The sequence below is a fragment of the Halalkalibacter wakoensis JCM 9140 genome, from assembly GCF_000513095.1.
Classification (GTDB): domain Bacteria; phylum Bacillota; class Bacilli; order Bacillales; family Bacillaceae_D; genus Halalkalibacter; species Halalkalibacter wakoensis.
This window is the reverse complement of record NZ_BAUT01000002.1, coordinates 44093-68925: the sequence shown is the minus strand read 5'-3', so window position 1 is coordinate 68925 and position 24833 is coordinate 44093. Positions and strand designations below refer to the sequence as shown.

The 24833-nt window shown below is 37.7% G+C and carries 27 protein-coding genes, 3 pseudogenes and 1 riboswitch; of the genes and pseudogenes, 11 read left to right on the top strand and 19 right to left on the bottom strand.

From position 1 onward, the window contains the following. Positions 1-173 precede the first annotated feature (173 nt). Entirely contained in the window at positions 174-755 is a 582-nt protein-coding gene (locus JCM9140_RS01775) for a hypothetical protein (RefSeq protein ID WP_034741511.1), read from the top strand. A 106-nt stretch (positions 756-861) separates the two neighbouring features. Here JCM9140_RS01775 and JCM9140_RS01770 read toward each other — a convergent pair whose 3' ends face one another. Next, positions 862-1980 carry a cysteine desulfurase family protein gene (locus JCM9140_RS01770; RefSeq protein WP_034741508.1) on the bottom strand — a complete coding sequence of 373 codons (1119 nt, stop codon included), beginning with the start codon at positions 1978-1980 and terminating at the stop codon, positions 862-864. 116 nt (positions 1981-2096) lie between these two features. On the opposite strand from JCM9140_RS01770, the gene JCM9140_RS01765 reads away from it, so the two are divergent. Then, complete coding sequence (locus tag JCM9140_RS01765; RefSeq protein WP_034741506.1) at positions 2097-2333, top strand: hypothetical protein; 237 nt, start codon at positions 2097-2099, stop codon at positions 2331-2333. An 87-nt stretch (positions 2334-2420) separates the two neighbouring features. Then, entirely contained in the window at positions 2421-2936 is a 516-nt protein-coding gene (locus JCM9140_RS01760) for a manganese efflux pump (protein WP_034741503.1), read from the top strand. Positions 2937-3069: 133 nt separating this feature from the next. Here the strand turns inward: JCM9140_RS01760 and JCM9140_RS01755 are convergent, their stop codons facing one another. Then, positions 3070-3321 carry a hypothetical protein gene (locus JCM9140_RS01755; protein ID WP_156314715.1) on the bottom strand — a complete coding sequence of 84 codons (252 nt, stop codon included), beginning with the start codon at positions 3319-3321 and terminating at the stop codon, positions 3070-3072. A 215-nt stretch (positions 3322-3536) separates the two neighbouring features. Between JCM9140_RS01755 and JCM9140_RS01750 the strand changes: the two genes are divergently transcribed. Together JCM9140_RS01750 and JCM9140_RS22915 are read left to right on the top strand one after the other, a co-directional pair. Next, positions 3537-4634 (top strand): CotS family spore coat protein, encoded by a 1098-nt coding sequence (locus JCM9140_RS01750; RefSeq protein ID WP_034741497.1) that lies wholly within the window; start codon positions 3537-3539, stop codon positions 4632-4634. Beyond that, positions 4631-6910 (top strand): glycosyltransferase family 4 protein, encoded by a 2280-nt coding sequence (locus JCM9140_RS22915; RefSeq protein WP_081727527.1) that lies wholly within the window; start codon positions 4631-4633, stop codon positions 6908-6910. Before JCM9140_RS01750 ends, JCM9140_RS22915 begins: the two co-directional genes overlap by 4 nt. Before the next feature lie 34 nt (positions 6911-6944). Here the strand turns inward: JCM9140_RS22915 and JCM9140_RS01740 are convergent. After that, positions 6945-7891 (bottom strand): annotated as a pseudogene (locus JCM9140_RS01740) (NAD-dependent epimerase/dehydratase family protein). Beyond that, on the bottom strand, positions 7888-9168 hold the full coding sequence (locus tag JCM9140_RS01735; protein ID WP_235715249.1) for a UDP-glucose dehydrogenase family protein: 1281 nt from the start codon (positions 9166-9168) through the stop codon (positions 7888-7890). The pseudogene JCM9140_RS01740 and the gene JCM9140_RS01735 overlap by 4 nt, the downstream one beginning before the upstream one ends. Positions 9169-9389: 221 nt before the next feature. Between JCM9140_RS01735 and JCM9140_RS01730 the strand changes: the two genes are divergently transcribed. After that, positions 9390-10208 carry a UTP--glucose-1-phosphate uridylyltransferase gene (locus tag JCM9140_RS01730; protein WP_034741494.1) on the top strand — a complete coding sequence of 273 codons (819 nt, stop codon included), beginning with the start codon at positions 9390-9392 and terminating at the stop codon, positions 10206-10208. Between the two features lie 37 nt (positions 10209-10245). Here JCM9140_RS01730 and queF read toward each other — a convergent pair whose 3' ends face one another. Genes queF through queC form a run of 4 tightly spaced genes read right to left on the bottom strand, consistent with a single transcriptional unit; the run spans position 10246 to position 12552 of the window. After that, positions 10246-10743 (bottom strand): preQ(1) synthase, encoded by a 498-nt coding sequence (gene queF / locus JCM9140_RS01725; protein WP_034741492.1) that lies wholly within the window; start codon positions 10741-10743, stop codon positions 10246-10248. A gap of 14 nt (positions 10744-10757) precedes the next feature. Beyond that, positions 10758-11465, bottom strand: a complete 708-nt coding sequence (gene queE / locus JCM9140_RS01720) for a 7-carboxy-7-deazaguanine synthase QueE (protein ID WP_034741490.1) — start codon at positions 11463-11465, stop codon at positions 10758-10760. Then, positions 11462-11887, bottom strand: coding sequence for a 6-carboxytetrahydropterin synthase QueD (gene queD, locus JCM9140_RS01715; RefSeq protein WP_034741487.1), 426 nt, complete (start codon positions 11885-11887; stop codon positions 11462-11464). The genes queE and queD overlap by 4 nt, the downstream gene beginning before the upstream one ends. Continuing rightward, complete coding sequence (gene queC, locus JCM9140_RS01710; protein WP_034741484.1) at positions 11884-12552, bottom strand: 7-cyano-7-deazaguanine synthase QueC; 669 nt, start codon at positions 12550-12552, stop codon at positions 11884-11886. Before queC ends, queD begins: the two co-directional genes overlap by 4 nt. Positions 12553-12764: 212 nt before the next feature. After that, positions 12765-12808: riboswitch (PreQ1 riboswitch) on the bottom strand. A 119-nt stretch (positions 12809-12927) separates the two neighbouring features. On the opposite strand from queC, the pseudogene JCM9140_RS01705 reads away from it, so the two are divergent. Then, positions 12928-14159, top strand: a pseudogene (locus JCM9140_RS01705) (aminopeptidase). 126 nt (positions 14160-14285) lie between these two features. Beyond that, positions 14286-14528 carry a hypothetical protein gene (locus tag JCM9140_RS01700; RefSeq protein WP_034741482.1) on the top strand — a complete coding sequence of 81 codons (243 nt, stop codon included), beginning with the start codon at positions 14286-14288 and terminating at the stop codon, positions 14526-14528. A 27-nt stretch (positions 14529-14555) separates the two neighbouring features. Here the strand turns inward: JCM9140_RS01700 and JCM9140_RS01695 are convergent, their stop codons facing one another. Beyond that, positions 14556-15719: an alpha/beta hydrolase gene (locus JCM9140_RS01695; RefSeq protein ID WP_034741479.1), complete on the bottom strand. Its 1164-nt coding sequence runs from the start codon at positions 15717-15719 to the stop codon at positions 14556-14558. Between the two features lie 185 nt (positions 15720-15904). Further along, complete coding sequence (gene msrA, locus JCM9140_RS01690) at positions 15905-16438, bottom strand: peptide-methionine (S)-S-oxide reductase MsrA (RefSeq protein ID WP_034741475.1); 534 nt, start codon at positions 16436-16438, stop codon at positions 15905-15907. A gap of 180 nt (positions 16439-16618) precedes the next feature. On the opposite strand from msrA, the gene JCM9140_RS01685 reads away from it, so the two are divergent. Next, a complete protein-coding gene (locus JCM9140_RS01685; RefSeq protein WP_052001993.1) occupies positions 16619-16873 on the top strand; it encodes a YuzF family protein in 255 nt (84 codons plus the stop codon). 87 nt (positions 16874-16960) lie between these two features. On the opposite strand, the pseudogene JCM9140_RS01680 reads toward JCM9140_RS01685, so the two are convergent. The 5 genes and pseudogenes from JCM9140_RS01680 to JCM9140_RS01660 form a co-directional block, all read right to left on the bottom strand. Next, positions 16961-17260 (bottom strand): annotated as a pseudogene (locus tag JCM9140_RS01680) (HesB/YadR/YfhF family protein). Between the two features lie 311 nt (positions 17261-17571). Further along, on the bottom strand, positions 17572-18480 hold the full coding sequence (locus tag JCM9140_RS01675) for a chemotaxis protein (protein ID WP_034741472.1): 909 nt from the start codon (positions 18478-18480) through the stop codon (positions 17572-17574). 178 nt (positions 18481-18658) lie between these two features. Beyond that, positions 18659-19390, bottom strand: coding sequence for a SurA N-terminal domain-containing protein (locus JCM9140_RS01670; protein WP_034741469.1), 732 nt, complete (start codon positions 19388-19390; stop codon positions 18659-18661). Positions 19391-19622: 232 nt separating this feature from the next. Continuing rightward, on the bottom strand, positions 19623-19907 hold the full coding sequence (locus JCM9140_RS25365; protein WP_439644255.1) for an iron-sulfur cluster assembly accessory protein: 285 nt from the start codon (positions 19905-19907) through the stop codon (positions 19623-19625). A 53-nt stretch (positions 19908-19960) separates the two neighbouring features. After that, complete coding sequence (locus JCM9140_RS01660; protein ID WP_034741463.1) at positions 19961-20896, bottom strand: dipeptidase; 936 nt, start codon at positions 20894-20896, stop codon at positions 19961-19963. Between the two features lie 96 nt (positions 20897-20992). Here JCM9140_RS01660 and JCM9140_RS01655 point away from each other — a divergent pair, with 96 nt between their 5' ends. Continuing rightward, positions 20993-21430 carry an Hsp20/alpha crystallin family protein gene (locus tag JCM9140_RS01655; RefSeq protein WP_034741461.1) on the top strand — a complete coding sequence of 146 codons (438 nt, stop codon included), beginning with the start codon at positions 20993-20995 and terminating at the stop codon, positions 21428-21430. Between the two features lie 47 nt (positions 21431-21477). Next, positions 21478-21846 (top strand): YppG family protein, encoded by a 369-nt coding sequence (locus JCM9140_RS01650; protein ID WP_034741457.1) that lies wholly within the window; start codon positions 21478-21480, stop codon positions 21844-21846. Position 21847: 1 nt separating this feature from the next. On the opposite strand, the gene JCM9140_RS01645 is transcribed toward JCM9140_RS01650, so the two are convergent. From JCM9140_RS01645 to JCM9140_RS01635, 4 genes are all read right to left on the bottom strand, one after another. Then, complete coding sequence (locus JCM9140_RS01645; RefSeq protein ID WP_034741455.1) at positions 21848-22051, bottom strand: hypothetical protein; 204 nt, start codon at positions 22049-22051, stop codon at positions 21848-21850. A gap of 183 nt (positions 22052-22234) precedes the next feature. Continuing rightward, positions 22235-23377 carry an MFS transporter gene (locus JCM9140_RS01640; RefSeq protein WP_052001992.1) on the bottom strand — a complete coding sequence of 381 codons (1143 nt, stop codon included), beginning with the start codon at positions 23375-23377 and terminating at the stop codon, positions 22235-22237. 77 nt (positions 23378-23454) lie between these two features. Next, complete coding sequence (locus JCM9140_RS24270) at positions 23455-23928, bottom strand: EAL-associated domain-containing protein (RefSeq protein WP_235715247.1); 474 nt, start codon at positions 23926-23928, stop codon at positions 23455-23457. Then, positions 23862-24671, bottom strand: coding sequence for an EAL domain-containing protein (locus JCM9140_RS01635; protein WP_235715246.1), 810 nt, complete (start codon positions 24669-24671; stop codon positions 23862-23864). The genes JCM9140_RS24270 and JCM9140_RS01635 overlap by 67 nt, the downstream gene beginning before the upstream one ends. Between the last annotated feature and the right edge of the window lie 162 nt (positions 24672-24833).

The window sequence follows — 24833 nt, the reverse complement described above, 5'->3', positions numbered from 1 at the left end:
ATAGATTTATTTATTCTTTTGTTCTTGACAATGACCGTTACAATAAATGGTGTAGAATAAAAAGATCCTACACTAAAAAGTGTAAATCTTTTTTTTCAGAAAATCTAGTTTTTTCATAAAAAAAGGAATTAATCCCACACTTTTTTTCATGAAACGAAATAGGAAGGAACATTATGATACATTTTGATAAAACCAATAGACAAATTCTTACATCTGCATGTCTACAATGCAATGATGATTGTTTCCAGCCACCTTCTAAAGAGGTCCCTAAAGTAGGGTGTTGTTCTTATAGTCCTACATTTTATTTGCTTGAAATTAAAAATATGGTTCAAACGAATGAAGTGTTCTTTCAAGAGTACTTCTTAAATCATCCGGCTGCGCTTATAGAGCCCTACTCTATAAAGATTCCTGCGATCATTCATCCAATGTATAACAGCAGACCCATACAACAAGGACTAACAAAATTGGAACAAGATGACCTACGTCAATCTTATTCCATTTGTCAATTTTTCAAAACCAATCATGGATGCACTCTTGATCCGTCTTATAAAAATTCTGTTTGTCGTTCATTTATTTGCCTTTCCATTGAAGACGATTTAACAGATAAAAGGCAGAAGAACCTTTTATCCTGGACAAAAGAGATCAAAACCGAGGAACTAAACTTTCAAAAAACACACGAAAAAGTGTTACGAGACCTTAACATCCATTTACAGTCAAACCCTACAGCGGTCGTTCAATATCTACAATCCATATGATCTATAAAAAGCCATGAGCAAGAAAATGTTCTTTTGCCCATGGCTTTTGTCTATGTCCTAATGGTTACATGAATTTTTCTTAACAGTATACAAAAAACAGCCTTTATCATAAGCGTGTTCGAAGTAAGTCCACAGCATAATCTATATCTTCTTTTGTCGTAAAACGACCTAAACTAAATCGGATAGTCCCCATCCCATCCTCTACCTTAACCCCCATCGCTTGTAGAACAGGAGATAGCGTAACCTCACCTGAATGACAAGCGGAACCTGTTGAGGCAGCGATTTCAGGTACAAGACCCAGGATTTCTTGCCCGATGCGATTAGCAAAACTTACATTTAACGTATTAGGTAAACGATTCGTCGGATGACCATTCAAACGAATTTGCCCAGGGAAAGCTTGTTCAAGCAATGAATGAAAATATTGTGTTAACTCGTGAGTTTTATCTTCTTTCATCAGCAGTTTTTCTGCAATCTGACAAGCCGCCCCTAAACCAGATACTAATAGAACATTCTCTGTTCCTGCTCTCATCCCCCGTTCATGACCTGCTCCATGAATAAAGGAGTCTAGCTCAACACCTTCACGAATAAACAATGCTCCTACACCTTTAGGTGCATACAATTTATGACCAGCTATTGATAAAAAATCTATCTTTTGCTTCCGTACATCTACCGGAACTTTGCCAAGCGATTGAGCAGCATCTGTGTGAAAGAGAATTCCCTCTTTTCTCGCAATTGAACCTATTTCTTCAATCGGTTGTAACGTCCCTACTTCATTGTTTGCATGCATCACCGTTATCAAAATTGTATCTGGTCGAATTGCTTTTTTTATTGCTTCGACGGAAACTTGTCCGTATGGATCCACATCGATATAAGTAACTTCCGCACCAAACTTTTTTAGATATTCTAAAGGAGCACGAACAGCTGGATGCTCAATGGTTGTTGCAATCAGATGTTTTCCTTTTGTTTGATGTCGCTCAAATACTTTTTTGATGACATGATTATTAGATTCACTGCCACCACTTGTGAAAATAATTTCCTCTTTTTTTGCTCCAATGAAAGAAGCAACTTGTGAACGCGCCTTCTCAACTGCCTCCTTTGCTCTAACAGCAGCAAAATGAGTCGTCGATGGATTGCCATAATGGTCCGTTAAGAACGGAGTCATTGCTTCAATTACTTCAGGTGCTAACGGCGTACTAGCATTATAGTCTAAATATATTTGCTTCATTAACTTTCCTCCACTTTTCCTTTATAGACATTTTACCAGTTTCATCTAAAGGTTGCATAACAACACGTGTTCAGAAACATCCTAATTAAAAGCTAGAATGAATGGAGGAACTACAAATGGAAATGCATTTACATACGAATAGTGAGGAAACTTCTTGTTCAGTAACGGTTATACCAGAGCACGAAATTTTTACCCTTCACACATTTGATCACAGTAGCCGTGAATTTCACTCTGGTCATGAGATGCTTGCTTGGATTAAAAAGAATTGGAATCCCCATCAATTTGAAAATGAAGAGCAATATCTAGATCTAATTCATGCAATAGCAGATGAATTAAAGGAGCGTTTTAAATAGTAGCACGTAAAAGCCTGTCTCATCCTACTTCTTAAAACAGACAGGCTTGCATATACTTCCACGAAGACATTCCGTGGGGTTGAGTGTATGGTTACGTTTATATTGCTTTTCCTTCTTTCGATACTTGTTAGCATTGATGCATTTGCAATTGGTTTTCTTTTAGGTTTAAAGAAAATTAGGATTCCCCTTGTTGTCGTTGCAATGATTGCCTTTTTTTCCGGTTTTATCGTTTTTTTTTCAATGGGAATTGGAAGATTGCTCGGTGAATTTGTCCCAACCTCTATCGTTCAAACAGGGGCAGGGATTTTCCTTATCGGAATTGCCATTTACAATTTCATTTATGAACTACCTTTATACCGTCGTTCATATTACCTTATGATTGCATTATTAATGAATGTAGACAGTTTTGGATATGGGATCCAAGCTGGTCTATCTGATCGATCATTTTGGTTTGCTCCGATGGCTGGAGCCCTTATATTTGCAGCCTTTGTAATCGGAGTTATTTACGGGCATGAAATTAAAAGTCGTTTTATTATTAGATATATGTCCTATATTCCTAGTATTCTTTTTTTATTGCTAGGTTTAAGTAAATTGTTATTTTAAAGCATCGCTTCCGACTTTCCAAAATACATGGGTGAATAACTGAATTTTTTGTCTCTTTTTATCGTTTCTTGCGCTTGCCTTGGAAATAATGCTACACATACAAAAAAGGATGTCACATAGACATCCTCCTTCATTATCTTACAATCCCTCTGCTATGCTGCTTTGCTACAGAAATTTCAAAATAGCTATCATCATCTTCATAAATACGATCAATGATAATCAATACGTCTTCAAATGCAACAGAGTGATTATTCGTATTGTTTTCAATCATAAAATGAATCATACTCTCCACTTCTTGATTAATTTTATGGTTAAGATCTTCCTCGCTTGTTTTTTTGCTTCTAATACTATCATTAAAATCCATTGGATATTTTGGTATATTCATGTATTTCCCTTCTTCCATCCTCATTTACTATTATCATAATCGTTTAAAACGCCTGAATCAAGAATTGAAAAATCAACCCTAATCTGCATCACTCTTTACGTATACAACCTTTACATAACCCTTCTATTCCTTTTTCATAAAATAGGTTGTCATCTATACGGAATTCAGTTGGTTGAATACCTTACTAATGACAAAGAAATATTGGAGGGAATATGATGGCCGAAGAACTCATCAAACCATGGGATTTAGATGGGACGTTGGATGATGATTCATACGTACCGTCCTATATAGAAGAAATGGCAAAGAACGTTATGACTCATTATGATTTAACCGTAAGATCGTATGTAGTGATGGCAACAAAAGCAGATAAAGGCGGGTTGATATGGAAGATTGAAACGGACAAAGGCCCCTTCAGTTTAAAGGTCCTACACCGTCGCCCTACTAGGAGCCTATTTAGCCTCGGCGCCCAAGCCTATTTAGTAGAAGAAAAGAAAGCAAGAGTTCCTCCCATTTATAAGACAAAAACAGGAGAAGACTTTGTTGAAGCCGGAGGGAAGCTTTGGTTTGTAGCTGAATGGATTGCTTTAGAGGAAGCCTCGGCAGATTTAGAAGGCGCCAAAAAGCTTTGCGGAGGTCTTGGAGAGTTTCACCGTCTATCAAAAGGATATGAACCTCCCTACGGTGCTGAAAAACCTTCTCGCCTTTATCGTTGGCCAAGGAAGTATGAAAAAATGATCAAAAAAATGTCATGGTTTCGCGATCTAACGACAGCTTATTCTGAAATGCCAGCAAGTTCCATTATTCTTTCCGTTGTTGATAAGTTTGAACAACAAGCTATACAGGCATTAGAACAATTAAATGAGTCACGTTACAGTGAGTTAATTAAAAAAGGGGACAAAGAATGGGGACTTGTGCACCAAGATTATGGTTGGGCTAATGGTCAACTTGGTCCAGGAGGCGTTTGGCTTATCGACTTAGATGGTGTTGCCTATGATCTTCCTATAAGAGACTTGCGTAAGTTAATCACGAACCAGATGGAAGAGCTAGGCAAATGGGATGTTGAATGGATAAAAGGGATGATCGAAGCATATCATGAAACAAATCCAATTGATGAAGATCTTTATCATTTACTATTAATTGATATGTCTCTTCCAAATGAATTTTATTTGCAAGTTAAAGATATGGTTTATGAACCTACATCCTTTTTAGATGAAGAAGTAAAAATGACTGTTGAACACATTATTGCATTAGAAGAAACAAAATGGCCAGTACTCAAAGAGCTGCAAGAATGGAAAGGAGCCATTACATCATGAACATCTTGATGATTTGTACAGAAAAGCTTCCAGTTCCAGCCGTAAAAGGAGGTGCCATTCAAACCTATATTGATGGAGTTTCAACTAGTTTAAGCGATAAGCATCAGTTAACGATTTTAGGAACAACTGATCCAAGTTTACCAGATGATGAAACCAAAAATAACATTCGATATGTGCGAACACAAGGCGGTTTAATCGAAGTATACCGTGAAGGGGTGAAAAGATTTCTCAAAGAAAACCCCTCTTTTGATGTGATTCATATTTTTAACCGTCCACGCCTCGTCCTACCGGTTCGTGAATGTGCCCCAAATGCCAGGCTTATTTTAAGTATGCATAATGATATGTTTAAACCTGAGAAAATTGACCAAGAAGAAGCATCAAAAGTGGTAGATGAGTTAGATCACATTATAACTGTAAGTGATTATATTGGTAAGACCATTTATGAACCGTTCCCAAAAGCAAAAAATAAAATTCAAACGATTTACTCAGGGGTAGACATCTCTCGTTTTGTTCCCCCTTCTTCTACTAAAGCGAAAGAAATGAGAGAACAAATAAGAAAGGAAAACAACCTTGAGGGAAAAAAGGTCATTCTATTTGCTGGACGCCTCTCTCCTAACAAAGGAGTCGATGTCCTAATTAGAGCTGTGCCGGAAATTACAAAAAAGCATCCTGATATTGCTCTGGTTATAGTAGGAAGCAAATGGTTTAGTGTTGATGAGGTAACGGACTATATAGGATATGTTCGAGCTCTTGCAGCAAGATTGCCTGTTCCTGTTATTAACACCGGATTTGTTCACCCGAGTGAAATCCAAAAGTGGTTTGCTGCTTCTGACGTTTTTGTTTGTACGTCACAATGGCAAGAGCCATTAGCACGAGTGCACTATGAAGCTATGGCATCAGGGTTGCCGATTGTTACAACAAATCGTGGGGGAAATGCTGAGGTCATCATTCCTAATGGAAATGGCTTTGTCATTGACAATCCAGAAGACCCTCAAGCATTCGCAGATCAAATTTCGCACTTATTATCTAACCCATCTCTTTCAAAAGAATTAGGAAAAAAAGGAAGAGAACTAGCTGAAAGCCAATATACTTGGTCTCGAGTTATAAGTGAAATCGACAGCATATGGAGTGAAATGAAAAAACGTATTGAAAAGGGAATCAGTGTTCAAATGATCGATCAAACAAATGATGAAACCCCTGTAAAAACAGTTGATGAACACCGTGATCAACTAGCTGATGAGCCTACTCAATTTGATCAGCTTTCACCCGTGTTAGATGAAGTTGAACAAACAAAAGATCGTTTGATTGATGATCGCACAGACTCAAATGATCAGATGAGTTCTATTGATGAAGACCATACTTCTTTGGAACAAGAACCAGAACCTACCGAAGACGTTATACCTCTTAATGAGATCATCGAAGACCTCAATGATCAAGTCAATTCTGAGGAAGATTCATCGGAAACCCTCGTACCCTCTTTGGATGATAAGGTGTCTCTTGATGAGGTGATTGATGACCTAAATGATCAAATTAGTTCAAACGATGAAGACGACACACTTGCACCTAGCGAAGACAACAAACCTCTTAATGAGATCATCGAGGACCTCAATGATCAAGTGAATTCTGAGGAAGATTCACCGGAAACGCTCGTACCCACTTTTAATGATAAGGTGCCTCTTGATGAGGTCATTGATGACTTAAATAATCAAATTAGCTCAAACGATGAAGACGACACACTTGCACCTAGCGAAGATAACATGCTTCTTGAGGACGTGATTAAGGACTTAAATGACGCAGCAAGCTTTGATGAAAATGACATGCAAGAGGAATACAAGGACATTGATGACATTACTCATGATCTAACAGAACAGGTGAGCTTTTTTGAAGAAGACGACAAACATGAAATAAAAGAATTCTTACAGGAATCAATGAACAAACCAACGATGAAGAAAAAGAATCGAAAACAATTAATTATTCAAGAGATCTCTGGTCAAGATGAATTATTAAAAGTTCTTATTTATCGAATTCAAGAAAAAAGAAAAACAAATAAGCCTCATTCAATGAGATCAAAGCAATGGTCCCAGAAAGATGTGTTAAGTGATATCCAAAATCTGATCCAATCACAATCCGTTTCTAACGAACAGCAAAATACGTTGTCACAAGAGGATCGAAAAAAGGTATTCTTCGAGGCCGTAAACGACATTACAACAGCCAAACTATTTGAAAAACTAGCAGAAAAAAGAAAACGAAAAACCCGAACAAAAAAAAGACAATAGAGAAAAGGTGTCGCAAAATCTGCGACACCTTTTTCTACCTTTTATAAATCGTCTCTAAATAACACAACTCTTCCTTCAAACCTGTTACGAGATCAACTTCTGGCTTATAAGCGAGCAATTTTTCTGCTTTGTCGATATCCGCCCACGTATGCTTCGGCTCCCCGATTGCTTCTTTCTTAAAAACCATTTTCGCCTTATAACCAACAAGTTTCTCCATTTCCGTAATGATATCCAATATGGAGCACGTTCTTTCCCGCCAATATTAATGATTTCCCCAATCACTCCATCTGCGTATAACACCGATGCAGTTGCTTTGACACAGTCATGCACAAATGTAAAATCACGCGTTTGCGATCCATCGCCAAAGATTGTAATAGGTTTGCCTTGAATGATGTTTTTAATGAAACGATGAAAAGCCATATCGCTTCTTTGTCTCGGTCCATATACGGTAAAATACCTTACAATTACCGTTGGTACACCAAAACTCTTTCGATACACATGGCACAAATGTTCCCCTGTTAATTTCGTTATCCCATATGGCGATAACGGCTCGGTTCTTGCATTCTCCGATACTTTTCCAACAGTTTCCCCGTACACAGAAGAGGTGGAAGAATAAATAAACTTTTTTAACGGAACATGTTTACTAGCTTCAAGTAACCTTTGTGTCACATCAATATTATTGATCACATATTTTTGAAAATCCGATCCCCAACTAGACCTGACACCTGGCATTCCAGCTAAATGATAAACATATTCAACATCTTGTAAATAAGCTTCCCAATTTATTGTCTCTAAGTTTTCTTCAACAAAACGAAAACGAGGATGCAGTAATAAGTTTTTTAGATTTTGGCGTGAAATAGATTCGGGTGTAGGCCCTATAAACGTATCAATACCGACAATATTAACATTGTGATTTTCTAGTAGTTTTTCACAAAGATGAGAACCTATGAATCCACCACATCCCGTAACAAGAATTTTCATCTTGCCACCCCCCGATAACGGATTCCATGCTCTTCTAAAGTCGACGGTTCGAGGCAATTTCGACAATCAAGGACAGCCTGATTGGTCATTGTTCTTTTTACACGCTCCCAATCAGCTTCAACGAATTGACTCCATTCCGTCGCAATCACTAATAATTCACTGTCCTCGATCGAATCATATAGTTTCGTATGAGTTGTTACGCCTTCAATAGAAGGTGTAACCATTGGATCATACAAATGAACTTCAGCGCCCTCTTCAACTAATTTTTCTACTAACTTTAAGGCCTGTGAATGCCTAGTATCATCGGTATTTGGCTTAAATGTTGCTCCCCAAACCGTTATCTTTTTATGTTGTAGATTGATCAGTTCTAATTTCATTTTCTTGATATACTCGCTAATGATACTATTATTCACTTTTTGTGCAGCTTGCAGGATTTGAGGTGTGATGTTTTTCGTTAAAAATTGATGTTCCAATGAAGACAAATCCTTCGGTAAGCAAGATCCCCCGTAACCCAGTCCAGCTTGAAGGAACGGGTGACCAATTCTAGGATCGAGCCCAATCCCATATGCGACATCTGTGATATCGACCTTACTTCGGTCAGCCATTTTTGCCAACTCGTTAATGAAAGATACTTTCAGAGCTAAAAACGCATTAGAAGCATATTTAATCATTTCAGCTCCGCTTAAACTAGTAATAATATAAGGAGCTTCTATAAAAGAATATAGTTTTTTGATGAAAGGAATAGGCGTTTGCTCCTTTGTACCTACCACAATCTTATCTGGATAAAGCATATCGTTTATGGCTGTTCCTTCTCGTAAAAATTCTGGATTCGAAACAATATCAAAATGAGATTTCTCTACTCCTTTTTTCATAAACTTTTGATAAAGTTCTTCATTTGTCCCAACTGGAACCGTACTTTTTGTAATAATGACTTTATAGGAATCAATTAGTGGGATTACTTCATTCGTCACGTTCTCAAAGAAACGAAGGTCTGTTTTCCCGCTTTCATCTTGAGGGGTTCCTACTGCAATAAAAATAAGAGTGCTTTTCTTGACTGCTTCTTTAAGATTTGTTGTAAACGTTAAATGGCCGCTTTTTATATTTTTTTGAAGCATTTCTTCCAAACCTGGTTCATAAATAGGCACTTCTCCTCTTCCTAGCTGATTGACTTTATCTTCTATTTGATCTACACATGTTACGTGATGTCCATAGTTAGCTAACACTGTAGAGGTTGTCAAACCTACATACCCTGCTCCTATTACACATACATTCATCATGTTTTGTCGACTCCTCTTTACATAAATAATATCTAGATTTGTATATTCTATTTCACGCAAAGGCTATAAGTGAGCTAAGAAGTCATTTTCAGAATAAAATAAGCGTTTGTCTCTAGTTCGTTCTCTTTCAACCAAGAAAATGGCCTAGATATAGAAGATTCATACACGGACAACTTCCTCTTCATTCTTTGGACGAATAGTATGTGATATGTAAAGGGGGAATGAACGTGAAAGTAAGAAAGGCAATCATACCTGCAGCAGGATATGGTACTAGAAGTCTCCCAATAACAAAAGTGGTTCCAAAAGAAATGTTTCCTATTCATGGGAAGCCCGCCATTGATTATATTGTTCAAGAAGCTATGGAATCCGGGATTGAAGAGATCTTAATTGTCGTTTCAAGAAATAAAAATATGATCATCGATTATTTTGATCGTTCTATAGAATTGGAGACTTTTTTAGAGCAAAATAATAAAACTCATTTATTAAAGTCCATTTCTGTCCCTGATATTCATGTTCAGTTTGTACGTCAGCCTGTAGCGAAAGGACTTGGCGATGCCATTCGTCTAGGTAAGCCGTTTGTTAACAATGAGCCATTCGCTGTTTTACTTCCTGATGATTTATTTATAGATGAACAACCAGCCATCGGCCAACTTATACAGGCGTACGATGATGTTCAGTCAAATGTCGTCGGTGTTCGTAAAGTAAATGACGAATTATTAAAACAATATGGCGTAATCGATGGAACTCCACATAAGAAACATTTGTATAAGATTCATGACCTTGTTGAAAAACCACAATCGAACGCTCCATCAAACTTGGCTGTGATGGGTCGCTACGTTCTGCATTCAGATATCTTTGAGTACTTAGCACAAGTCAAACCAGGAAGTGGTGGAGAAATTCAACTAACAGATGCTATAAAAGAAATGCTCAAAACGACCACTAGTTTTGGTTATCAGTTGTCTGGAACACGCTATGATATTGGGATAAGAGAAGACTATTATAAACTTCTAACGTATATGAACGAAAACAAAGAAAGCTAGCAATAGAGCTTTACCTCTATGCTAGCTTTCTAGACTATTATCTATTATCAATCGTCTCCGGATACATATCATGATTCATCATACGGTGTTCTGCCATTTTTTCGTATTTCGTTCCTGGCTTGCCATAGTTTGTGTATGGATCAATTGAAATGCCGCCACGTGGTGTGAATTTGCCCCACACTTCAATGTAACGCGGATCCATTAACTCAATAAGATCGTTCATAATAATATTCATGCAATCTTCGTGGAAATCCCCATGATTACGGAAGCTAAATAAATAGAGTTTTAACGACTTACTTTCAACCATCTTCACATCCGGAATATAACTAATATAAATCGTTGCGAAATCTGGCTGATTCGTCATTGGACATAAGGATGTAAACTCAGGACAGTTAAACTTAACAAAATAATCACGATTTTGGTGTTTATTTTCGAACACCTCTAAAACAGAAGGGTTGTATGAAAAGTCATAGGCTGTTCCTTGATTCCCAAGAAGTGTAACCCCTTCTAATTCTTCTTTCTTTCTACCACTCATTCTTCTCTCTCCTTTTAAACGCCACGCTTGTTGCCCCAAATCAAAGTGTGAAGCTGCGGCAAAACTTTCGCATCATTCATGATCGTTGATTTAGTCGCACGATCAATTAACCATTCATAGGCATGTAGCAACTTAGAGAGCAATGCCTCGTCGTCTGTCGTGCTAATATCCTCATTGCCAATTTGCAAATAAAAAGGCACTTTGGGATAACGTACATGAATTTGTTCGGCATAACGAAAATCTTCCTCCGTAAATACAACCACTTTCAAACTGAACTTTCGGTCTTTCAACTGTTCTACATAAAAATCAAGTTTTTCAAAGTCTGTTTTCATATTAGAACTTGGAGGTTTCGGGGAAATGGTGACATCATCGATCTCTTTCATCCATTCCTGCCAAATCGATCCTTGAGTTTCTATCGCTACTTTCCAGCCTTCTTCATGACATCGGTCTACCAGTTCACCTATTCCTTTATGAAGAGCCGGATTCCCTCCAGAAATCGTAACATGGGAAAAATACTCTCCACCGGTTTCTTTTATCTTTTTTATAATTGCTTCTACTTCAAGTAATTCACTTCGCGCTGTACCGTCCCACGTAAAACTAGAATCACACCAAGAACAGGAATAGTCACAACCTCCTGTCCGGACAAACATCGTCTTTTGGCCAATGACCATTCCCTCACCTTGAATCGTTGGGCCAAACACTTCCATTACCGGGATTTTCATGCTAACTCCTCCGGCTTTGGACGATAGACCACATAACTTGTCGGCGTTTCACGAACAACAACTTGTAGGCAGTTTGGCTTATTGACTTGAGTTTGCAACTCGGCTTGAACGGCTTGCCAAATTTGTTCTGCTACTCTTTCTGTTGTTGGGAAAACATCCTTATATTCTAAATGATCATTTAAGACAGAATGATCATAACGTTTATGAACGATCTCTTTTATACGTTTGAAATTAATCAGAAACCCTAACTCATCTAGCGTATCTCCACCAATTGTAATGTTTATAAAATACGTATGGCCATGCATGTTCTTACATTGACCGGCTGCATCATCTGGAATGAAATGAGCCGCTGCTAGATGCATATCTTTATTTAATTCATAGCGATACGAGTGCTGAACTTGCGGATAAAACTGCTGAATCATATCGTGCTACCTCCTTGCTTCTCTGTAAGGTAGTCGTCTAATCCTTTTTTTCGCAACTGGCATGCCGGGCATTCTCCGCATCCATCTCCGCGTACCCCATGATAACAGGTTAATGTTTTTGCTCTAATAAATTCAAGCGAACCTAACTGATCAGCTAACTTCCACGTCTCTGCTTTGTTTAACCACATAAGCGGTGTGTGAATGACAAATTGTTCATCCATCGCTAAATTCAACGTGACATTTAATGATTTGACAAAACTATCACGGCAGTCCGGATATCCACTAAAGTCTGTTTCACAGACGCCTGTAATAATATGGCGCGCTCCAATTGCTTGTGCGTAAACAGCTGCAAACGATAAAAACAAATGATTCCGACCTGGAACAAATGTCGAAGGAAGTTCACCGTTTTCACCAGCTTTCACCTCAATGTCCTTTCTTGTCAGGGCGTTGGCTGATAGTTGATTGATCAATGTCATATCAAGTACATGGAAAGATACACCTAATTCTTCAGCGATTTCTCGTGCGCATGTAATTTCTTCATGATGGCGTTGTCCGTAGTCAAACGTAACCGTCGCAACCTCTTTAAATTGCTTTAGTGCCCATAAGAGGCAAGTCGTACTATCTTGACCACCACTAAATACAACGACCGCTTTTTCATTTCTCATGTCTCATTTCTCCTTTTTATAAATTTCACTTTGACAATCGTCTGTGAAATTCTTATTGAGAAAGAGCATTCGATCACTCCAAACGGGTATATTCGTTCTTTTTCACACATATTGTATGATGTTAGGAAACAATAGTAGGGTTTCCATCATTATTGAGAACGGTTCTTGTCACTCAAAACGACAAGAAAACTGTACGTAATCCATGTACAGTCAACACCTTAGTTTTTTATAGAGGGAGTTTGCGAACCTCTTGTCTTTTTCCATGACTTATCATATCACAAAGTAGAAAAGGTCGCTATCCTTTTCACACGTAGACAAAATTGATAAAATAAATAGTGCATGTAAAATTATACATATAGAAATGAGGAATGGTTCATGACTAGCTTTCAAGATAAGTTAGAAAAATATGCTGAATTAGCCGTTAAAGTTGGAATCAATATACAGCCAGGACAAACGTTAGTTGTTCGCACTCCGTTAAATGCTGCCGATTACGTTCGCGCTGTTGCCAAAAAGGCATACGAAGCGGGAGCGAAGAATGTCCATGTCGAGTGGAGTGATGAGGAATTAACGAAAACGAAATATGAGCTAGCTCCAGATGAAGCGTTTCATGAATTTCCACAGTGGGTTGCAAAAGGATACGAGGAGATGGCTGAAAATGGTGCAGCCTTTTTAAGCATTACAGGTTCAAACCCGGATTTACTAAAAGATGCAGATCCTGAACGTGTTTCAAATGCAAACAAAGCAAGTGGAAAAGCAATGGAAGGCTTCCGCTCCTATATTATGTCAGATAAAATTAGTTGGTCTATTGTTGCTGTTCCTTCTGTTGGTTGGGCCAAAAAAGTATTTCCGAATGAGTCAGAAGAACACGCTGTCGAAAAACTATGGGAAGCTATTTTTGCAGCGACTCGTATTAACGAAGAAGATCCAGTATCAGCATGGCAAGAGCATTTAACAGCGCTTGATGACAAAATGAAAGCTTTAAATGATAAACACTACCATGCTCTTCATTATACATCGGAGGGGACAGATTTAGTGATTGAACTACCAGAAACCCATTTGTGGGTTAGCGGTGGCAGTGTCAATAAAGATGGAGTCTCATTTGTGGCAAATATGCCAACAGAAGAAGTATTTACGTCAGCTAAGAAAACGGGCGTGAACGGTACGGTATCTAGCACGAAGCCATTAAATTATGGTGGAACCCTCATTAACAATTTCTCACTTACATTTAAAGATGGAAAAGTGATTGATTTCAAAGCAGAGGAAGGCTACGAAACGTTAAAACGCCTTCTAGATACAGATGAAGGGGCTAGATATATTGGTGAAGTGGCACTTGTTCCTCATCAATCGCCAATTTCTGATACAAATATTCTCTTTTATAACACCCTGTTTGATGAGAATGCCTCCAATCACTTAGCGATTGGATCTGCCTAGCTTTTTGTATCGAAGGCGGAAAAGAAATGACAAAAGAAGAACTTGAGAAAAATGGTTTAAATACAAGTCTCACACATGTCGACTTTATGATTGGTTCGGCTGATATGAACATCGATGGTGTCTACGAAGACGGCAAGCGCGAGCCGATCTTCCGTGATGGGAACTGGGCATTTTAATGTACCGTCTAAATAGGGTTGTGCTTTAAAAGGCACAACCCTACTTTCATGATGATATCTTCCTTTATTTACCTCTCCTTTTTGTAAACTTGTTGGAAACACTAGGAGGAAAAGGAGGAATGAAAGATGTCAAATCCATATTTATGTCCAAATTGCAAAACGAACCGCTCTCGTTTTAATCTTATTCAACAAGTGGCAACACCTGTGAAAATGGATGCTAAAAACGGAGCTATCATTGAACAATATGAGGAAAACAATGCAGGTCCACTTCACATGACTTATCGAGGACCAGAACTACGTGTACAATGTGCAACATGTGGGTTAATTGAAGAAGAAAGAATGTTTATCAAAAGAGCCCAACAACAATAGGAGCCATCAAGTGTGGCTCCTACTTTTTCATTCAAATATTGATAACGCTTGTTTGCCTAATAAAAAGCTTCCGATTGCATAAGCTTCTGCTTGATCTCTTAATTTTGTCGATCGATTCGTTTCACCATCATACACGTGAAATTGATACGGCTGTTGAGTCGGAACATCCGCAAAAGCCGATCGTAAAAATCTAGACGTTTCATTTAATCCGTGATTGCCACGATACATGACTTCATAAAAAGAAATGAACCCATGCATGACGCCATTGTAGCGAATGGCCTTTACCGGAACACCATGTTCAGCAAGACGCTCCGCATATGCTTCTCCTTCATCTCGTAACGGATCAAATTCGGCCGTAATGACCATAGCAGGAGGAAGATCATACAAGTTCTCTGCATCTAGTGGCGATGTATACGCATGAATCCAGAGTGCTTCATCAGGTGTATACGTGTCTCTTGCTCGGAGCATTACACTCCTCGAAAGCAAGTAATAGCCACTATCATAAGCTAATCTTGAATCAAACTCAATATCTTGAAACGTCGTTAATGGGTAAAGGAGAGCTTGTGCTTTAATATCCGGACCACTTCGATCTCTAGCCATTAACGAAACGACAGTAGCTATGTTGCCTCCCGCGCTATCACCAACAACAGCTATATTCTCTCGGTCCCCGCCAATCTCTTCTGCTACCTCATTTGCCCAAACTAAAGCATCATAACTATCTTCAATTGCTGCTGGAAAAGGATAAGCCGGTGCTACACGATATCCAACTGCAATGACAATACTATTTGTCCTTGAGGCAAGAGCACGAACAATATTATCATGAGTGTGAATACTCCCATATCCTTCCATGAAGGCGCCACCATGATAATACATAATAATAGGATGTGGACCTTCTTCAATCGGGCGATACATTTTTCCTTCTATGACTGTACCATCAGAAACAGGTATCTCAATCCATTCATTTGTAAATCTCGGCGTACCGCCTCTACTTAAAAAACTAGGTGCTTTCATATCTGGTGTAACGAGATTATGATGAACAGCATGCAACAATACCGCTGTTTTAGGAGGAACCTTCCCTGCTTCTGTATGTGACCAATAGTGAACAAACAATATGACACAAAGCGAACTAACAATGAAACCAAGTGACGCAACCATCATCCAAATGCTGACTTTCTCGAGTGCTGTTTTCATAGCGTCACCCCCATTGAATTGTCTAACTTCTATAATTATTATATCAAAAAAAGAATTCTTCGATAAGAGAATTTTTCAGTTTTTTTGAGATTTTCACACAATCTTGCAATTATTTTTACATTTTTATTGAAATAGGGGGTGTCTCAAAGTGAACTTTGAGACACCCCCATCTACTGTTAGCTTTATTAACGTTGCCAATTTTCTTTAATAAATTCATCTCTTCCTGATTTCATTCGATCTTCCTTGTATTCTTTAGGGCTTTTCTTGTAAAAATGCTGATGACTTTCTTCAGCTGAGTAAAATTCAGTTGCCTTTATAACCTCTGTCACAATTGGTTTGCTAAATCTGTTTGTCTTAGAAAGGTCCTCTTTTGACTTGTTTGCCTCTTCTTTCTGGTTTTCATTATGATAGAAAATCGCAGTCCGGTATTGCGGACCTCTATCATGAAATTGTCCATCAGGATCTGTAGGATCAATTTGAGGCCAGTAAAGAGATAGAAGTTTCTCATAAGAAAAAACAAGAGGATCGAATGTTATTTGAACCACTTCGTAATGCCCACTTTCTCCCGACTTCACTTCCTCATATGTAGGTTGTTTTATATGCCCTCCCATAAACCCTGATTCCACTTTCACAATACCAGGCAGTTCATCAAAAGGTTGGACCATACACCAAAAGCATCCTCCTGCAAATGTTGCCTTTTCATATATATAATCTTTCATATCTCTTCTCCTTCTTTCGTACAATGTATTTCCATTTATTCAGCTGTTGATTTTTCTTTTTGTTTCAGATCCAAAGGACATCAACCCATTATTTCTGTTTACGGTCTGGGCTATTGTCTAGACACTGTGCGGGCTCCTGCATAAGATAACAGTGGATTTTAAATAAAAGGAGGACTTTTCATGCATTATCAAAACACAACAACAGAACAAAACCATCCTCAAATGGTCGCTGGTGTAGATCCATATATGATTCAAACATTCCAATCTCTTTTAAGCTCAAATGTTGTTATTCAAACGACAGAAGGACTTGTTCGAGGAATCGTTGCAGACGTTAAAGCAGACCATGTTGTCATTGATGTAAAAAACTGTCCATTCTTCGTACGTATTCAACAAATTGTTTGGGTGAAGCCTTCCGCTTATAGAGAAGAATCATAATTTACTTGCGTAGAAAAAAGGTGTCCAACAAAAGGCTTAAATCAACTCTTTTGTTGGACACCTCTTTTTTATCTTTGCCCAAAAACATTAAACCTGTTCCTCATAGACAAAGTCAATTTCATTCGTTTTTTCGGCTGTATTTCACCTTTAAATCAAGTCCTTTAAAATACCAAAGGTCCTTTTCCTCTATATAAAACGTTATTCCTTCTATTTCTTCCTTCGTCCCGATGATCGAGGAGCCTCCTGACTAATCCCTAAAGAAAAGCCACTTTGTATGGATCCACAACCGCCATATCTAGCAAAAAAACGGACAAACTCTCCTTCGCCCTTAAGATCAAGCTCTTCTTTGAACCATTGAAGTGCTGGTTTTGTAATGTGTATATTCATGCTCTCACTCCTAACTTTACACCATTCCTTCTATGCACACATCATATCAATATTTATGATACGTTGTCTATAAAACAGTATTATTTATTGCCATGTACACAAAGAGTTTCTTTCAGTCAACTTTTTTTGTGTAATGCATATCTTATTAAAAAAGGAGGAATAGATCATGAGTTTACAAAAACGAACTTTGTATTATGCGTATCTTTTTAATAAGATGGGATTGTTAACAGAAGAACAAAAAAAACAATTAGAGGCTTCCTTACAAAATAAAATAAGAACGTAAGATCAAGTCTTACGTTCTTATTTCACCATTATTTTCCGACTAATTCATCTAGCACTTCAACGAGTTGGACAATCTCAGGTTTGCTAATTTGCGCATTTGCCCCAACCTTCTCGCCTTTATGAAAAAGGTCCGTACTAATGAGAGAGGAGAAGACCACTACTGGTATGTGAGTAAGAATCGAACTCTCCTTCACTTTTAATGTTAAGTGATGACCATCCATTAAAGGCATCTCAATATCCGTAATAATGATATCGACGTTGCCTGGAATTTCATCTTTTGACAGAGCGTTCAAATAATCCCATGCACTTTTTCCATTTTCAAAAAACTGAAGATTTTCATAACCTGCTTCTGTAAGTGTTTCTTTTAACAACTTACGTAAGATAGCCGAGTCTTCTGCTATAACAATTTTCTTCGTTGACCGTTCTCTCATCCCTAACGCCTTCACTTTGTCCATGCTCAAGCCTGTATCTGGGTTAATATCAACAACAATCTTCTCAAAATCTAACAGCAAAGCCATCATATCTTCCATTTTTACAATGCCAATGGTATGACTTTGAGATCCTTGTGATAGTTCACTAGGCTTTTCAATTTGTTCCCATGAAATTCGATGGATTCTTGAAACACTATGAACATGAAAGGCAACTTTCATCTTATTTAGTTCAGATATAATAAATTTATCTTGTTCAGGTTGTTTTGATTCAGGTAAATTCAATACTTTTGCTAAATTTACAACTGGGATCACTTCTTGACGCAGCCTTATAACCCCTTCAACATGTTCATGACCGTTTGGAGTATCCGTGATAGGAAGTGGATTAATAATTTCCCTAACCTTTAATACATTAATCCCAAATGTACTTTGGCCAATTTGAAACATGACAATTTCTAGTTCATTTGTCCCACTTTCCAATAAGATTCCATTTTTACTTTCGTGATTCATGCGATTTCCCCCGTCTCTCGCTTTTGCTTCTACATGATGCGAATTACCTATATTTTATAAAACGTTGAGCCCATCTGCAAGAAAAACTTAACATTCATGTAAAGATCGTAAAGAAAAACAAAAAACGAACGAGTAATAGTTCTTTATTAGAACTAGTAAACGTTCGCTTTTTTTTAGATTAAACGTGAATAACAATGTCACTTTCTTCTCTTAATGAAGATAAAAGTGCTTCAACTTGTAATTGCTGCTCAATCTCCCCACGTACTTCTTCTAATGTCGGTAACTCAGCATCTGCTTCTGGAATGGCTGCAATTGCATCATCATAGAAAGCTTGAACTTCTTCTTCTGTAATCTCAATTTCTGCTACACGTTGCTCAATAAATTTATTGCTTTTCACATTTTCTGCAACATCTGAACGAAGCTCGTCCATTGAAACGCCTTGCGCCTGTAGCAACTCTTGTAAGTCCTCTTCAGATTCAAGGCCAAATTGAGCCATTAAATCTTGTACACCAGCGTCAATTTCTTCTTCTGTTGCTTCAATTCCTTCCTCAAGTGCAGCATGAGTAATTAAAGTCGAATTAATAATTCGATCTAACACTTGGTCTTTTACTTGTTCTAGGTAAGCTGCTCCTTCTTCACTATCTATATCAATCCCTTGCATGGCAAGTTGCATCGCTTCCTGCTCTAATGTACCAACATAGATTTCTTTATCAATATCTTCTCCATTTACAGTTGCAATGACATCCGGAATGTCACCTGTATCTATAAAGGATTCCATTTCTTGTTGTTGATCAACCTCTACTCCCTCTTCAGCAGGTTGCTCTTCAGTCGCCTCTTCTTCTCCACCACAAGCAGCTAGTCCAACTGCAAGTGCCATAATACCAAACCCCATAACTAATTTTTTCAACACAATCAATCTCCTTCCTTTTCTCAAAAACCTTTCGTTATTGTAACACAAATAAACGTGCTTTTCAGTGTATAACCTTTATCACCACATCCTCTTTCTTCTTGAAACTCCAATTATGAAAATGTATCAAAACCTAAATCGTGATCATCCATGCATTGTCAGGCAATAGAAGAAGGGTTTTTCATCACTTTTAAAAAACTATGTAAAAACAAAAAAAGAGGACACACGCCCTCTTTTAACAACAATCTTGCCCACCACCAAGCATTACTAATCCTGCTCCACTCTCAGATTCTTCATAATCAAGAGTTAAGTCTGCTACCTGGTCGACGATCGTATTTTCAATAGCCACATTAATGCCGTTAATTACTTCTTGTTGATCGGTTTCTACTGGTTCATCCAGAGCCAGCCCTAATTTAGGTCCACCTCAACCCATGCCTGCCATCACGACACGCACAGTAGAAAGACCGTGTTCATTCATCGTATCCACAAGAAATTCTTTAGCTCGATCTGTAATTTTCAAATGTGTTCACCTCATTTCACTTATCCTCATTATACTAGAATAAGACAAGCTTTTCACATGAAACGTTTTGTAAATCTTGCAAAATTGTCAATTAGGAACTGCTGTACTTGAGTAGCGGAATAATGCTTGCATAATTCATTTACGAGTGTTTGATAATTCCCGCTATGTTCAAGCCCTATCACATGGTCAGAAATGCCATCAAAGTCAGAACCAAACCCAATACAATTCTCAGCTCCTAAAGCGCACATATGATCAATATGCTTAAGAAGATCTTTTATCGTTGCACTTTGCTGAGTGGTAAGAAAGGTAGGATAAAAGACAAGACCTATATAGCCATCTTTTTGAACTAACGCCTGAATTTGGTCATTATATAAGTTTCTTGGATGATCACAAATTTGTCTAGCATTTGAATGCGAGGCAATAGGATAAGCAGCAAGGTCCATTACATCCCAAAACCCTTTTAAACTCAGGTGGGAAACATCGGTCAAGATTTGATGCTTATTATTAAATTCCACAACTTCTTTTCCTAATGAAGTGAGCCCAGCCCCTCTAGCTTCTCCAATTCCATCAGCACATAAATTGGCTTGATTCCACGTTAACCCGACTGACAACACTCCTAGTTCATGCAAAATAGCTAGCTTTGTTAGATCATCACCAATCGAGTCAACACCCTCAAGCGTCAACACAGCTCCTATTTCATCTTCTTTTAGGTGTTGCAAATCAGACCACTGTTTTATATGGCGCATTGCTGGATCTACCGTCAAAACCTTCTGATAAAAAAGCTCAACTTGCTCCATGACAACTTGAAATTTTTGGTCCTGCTTTATAAAAGGCTCTACAAATATAGCAAAAAATTGAACGGTCACATTACCTGCTTTCAATCTTTCAAAATTCGCATCAATTTCTTCTGATGACCGATAATCACGATTTTTGTTTTCCCATAGCTTTAGCAATGCATCACAATGAGAATCGACTATAGAAGACCTCATCTAACCCCTCCTATAAATTAGGCTCCTGTTTGCACCATTATTATTTTTTCATCATACCTATATACTAATAAACCACTTAAAAAGGGGTGACAGTAGATGTCAAAAGAACAACAGCCTTGGTCAAATAAATTGCCTCAACCATATCAAAATGTATTGAAATCGATTGATAGTTTTTTTCAAAACACGATGCAAAACATTCATGACAATCCGCTATTTTTAGCACCCATTCCAACAAATGTTTATGAAACGAATGATTCATTTATCATTGAAGCAGAACTTCCTGGTGTTAGCAAAAAACAAATTGGATTAGATGTCTATCGTCATGCTGTTCGAATACAGGTCACACAGGACGAACGCACTGAATATATAGATGATGAAAGCGGAATTACTGAGCGCGTTGGTCATAGACAAGTGCGACAGCGTGTGATCCCAGTTCCGTTTTTCATTGAAGAACATGAGGTAAAGGCAACATACAAAAACGGGTTATTACAAATCATCATCCCTAACAAACGTAAACAAATCCCTATTGAATGAGGAGGTATGACAAATGTTTCAACGTAACCGTAATCAACAGTACAATGATGCCTCAGCAACAACAGCCATTTCATAATCAGACACCATATCAGAACCAATTTGCTCCATTTCAACAGCAGCCGCCGGCAACGCATTACCCTCAGCAACAGCAAATGAATGGGTTTATGCACCCTATGCCACATCAAGGTCAACAAGGACGTCCTAGACCACAATTCCCGAATGCAGGAATGGGAATGGGTAACCAACCGCCAAGCTATAAACAAAACAAACCGTCTTTCTTTAAATCAGCCTTTACCAATGAAAGTGGTAGTTTTGATATGGGCAAAACAGTTAGCACCGTCGATCAAGTTGTAAAAACAGTCCATCAAGCATCACCAATTATGAAGTCAATTGGGAGCTTATTTATTAAAAAATAAATTATGAATCTTTTAATGAGAGAGCATAGGCTAGCGTTTGATTCGCATTGATCATCTTAAGCCCTTGAGAAGGGATATAATCAATTTTTACAAATGCTCCAATTTCTTCAATTGTTTTGTCATCATATACAAATAAAAGCTCTTCTTTACGTTCTCGTGAATCATCTAGCCTTGGCTCATCCAGAGCAAGGTCGTACGCAACCATCGTACTTCACTCAAACGTATCATAAGCTCTAACACGGATTGCTTTTTGTTTTATATCCATACCCAAAAAGAAGTCTTTTGCACGTTCCGTTAAGTAAATTTCCATTCTTCTCCCCCCTTTCATGATTGATGAGGGCAGGCCAAAGAGATCAAATATCTCTTTTGGCCCTCCACCCTATTCATATTAACGAACGATTTGTTTTCTTTGAAAGATTATCAGACCGATTGTTCCAATAAGAGCACTTCCGGCAATAACCATATAAAGAGTAGAAATGGACGTAACTTCTATTAAGATACCACCAAATAAAGATCCGATTATGCCTGCCAATCCGAATATAACCGTAATAAATAAAACATGACCTGTTGCTTGTAAATGTTCTGGAATTAACTTATTAATAATTTGAAAAGCAGCAATATAAAATACAGCAAATGTTAATCCATGAGTAAGTTGAATCGGTAAAAACAACCAAGGATTCTCAACAAAAGCCATTAATATCCACCTGATTGCGTAAAATCCCCCTGCTATAATGACAAATGTTAAAGGAGACCATTTTCGATACCAATAAGCAGTAGTAGCAAACACCAATGCCTCAGCAGTTACTCCAACAAACCAAGCCCAACCAATCATCGCTTCCGGTCCACCTAATTCGACTACATACAAACCAAGATAAATATCATTTGCTCGATGTGACACTGAAATAAACAACACAAGCAAAAGAAATAAAAGCAAGGAGCCATTTTTCGACAACTTTAATGCGTCAATAATTGTCACTGGCTTATTTGTGCCCGGAACATCTTTAATTGATAATGCAATAATTAACGCTCCTACTGCCATCGTTAACATAGGTAGCATGATATTAGCTATACCAATCCATGTTAACACATACCCGACAACTAGCGAAGTAATCGCAAATCCTAATGATCCCCATAAACGAATTCGACCAAAACTAACTCTCTTTTGAACCGATGTTTTCTGTGCAAGTGAATCACCTAGTGCTGTTGTTGGAGATACAAAGAAAAATAAGATAAACATAGCGACTAAATAACCAACATACGTATTCACAAACATGAAAGCAAATATCGTTACGCAAAGACCACTTAAAGCTAGTAAAATCATTTTTTTAATGCTCTTGTATTTATCACTTAAATAGCCCCACATCGGTTGAGCAACAATGGTAGCACAAGGTCCAATGGCCATAAGTATACCAACTTGAGAACCCGTTAACCCTTCGTATTGAAAAAATACTGGAAAATAACCATTAATGATAGTAATCGTTGAATGGGCAAAAAAGAGATACGCCATTAAACGGGATATCGAACGATCCATACATACCCTCCTAGTCTAGAACGCGACAAAGTCTGACCCAGTTTTTGGTAGACAAGCTAACTTGGTCAGACTAACTATTAAAGTAATCCCTCTTGTTCAAACAAGTAATTGTACGGGATATCAAGAAACAAAAATAAGTTATCCGTTATTGGGTACGAATATGTCCGAATTCTTTCGTCTCGCTCAATATCTGTATAAAGATCGGATAAAAACCCTCTTTTTTCAATATTCATTCGTACGATGTTTTCTAAAAAGTACGGACGCCAGCTCCAATTTTTGAATCGGCCTTCTTCAATAAGCACCCACTTATTGTCTTGGCTTTTTTCCGCATTCGATGATTGTTGAAAACCTTCCGCATCACAAACGTAAATTCGAAAAGCATATCGATCACAATCCGTTGCAACCTTTCTTATCATCTCATCAAACGTATCATCTGGACTTATGGTTTTCATCGTTTGTTTCAACTGCGTCGTTAACTCATTCGTTAACGTAAATTGAGACTCCATCTTTTTTCGCTCATACACGATAAAATGCTGAAACTCCTTTTGCATTTTCTTTCTACAACAATCTGACTCAACAAAAAATCGATGTGGCGAACGCAAGTAAGATCCTTGATAGTAACGACCACCATTCTCCAAGAATAGTTTAGTTGATTAAATGTTGAAATGCCCTCAAAAAGTAATGTAGCTCCGATCTTTCTAGAAAGCATGGAGAGAGACTGATGAACATCGGAGTATAAATGCGGAAATTCCTCATCTTCCATAAAGGCTACATCCACTTTAATAATATTCGGTTTTAGCATGGCAATTAAGTCTAAATTGCTCCCATTGTGACCAACATCATCAAGAGCGAGCCTAAAACCAAAACTTTGAATATAGTAAAAAAAATGTTTATTTTCATAAAAATAATCAGCAACATCTTCTTCTTTTAACTCCAATACAATATGCCCAAGGTTTAACCCTTTACTCTGATAGGATTCTAACCGCTTAATAAACGTCTCACCGTTGTCCCGTATTAAAAGTGAGGCATCATAGTTAAAAAACAAAATGGCACTCTGATCTGTTTGCATATATTCATCAAGAGCCAGCTTTTGAATATGATCGTCTAATTCCAACCTATATTCATCTGGAATATTCTTATCTTGAAAAAACCAATCTAAGCTTTTGTCGCCTTCTTCCGTATGTAGCCTTCCTAAAACTTCATAACCAACAACAAGTTGTTTATCTGCACTAAAGATCGGTTGATAATATGGAATAACATGCTCTTTGCTCATCATTACATCTAATGGATCCATCTTAAAACACACCTCCACTAAAAAGACTTGCTATCAATGATCGAAACACTCATTGACTAGCAATAACAAATCTCTAGATAGCCAAATTTTATTATATCATAGGTTCCCGAAATAAGTGAGAATAGACAACTTCGAATCATTCGAATATTCAAACAAAAAATG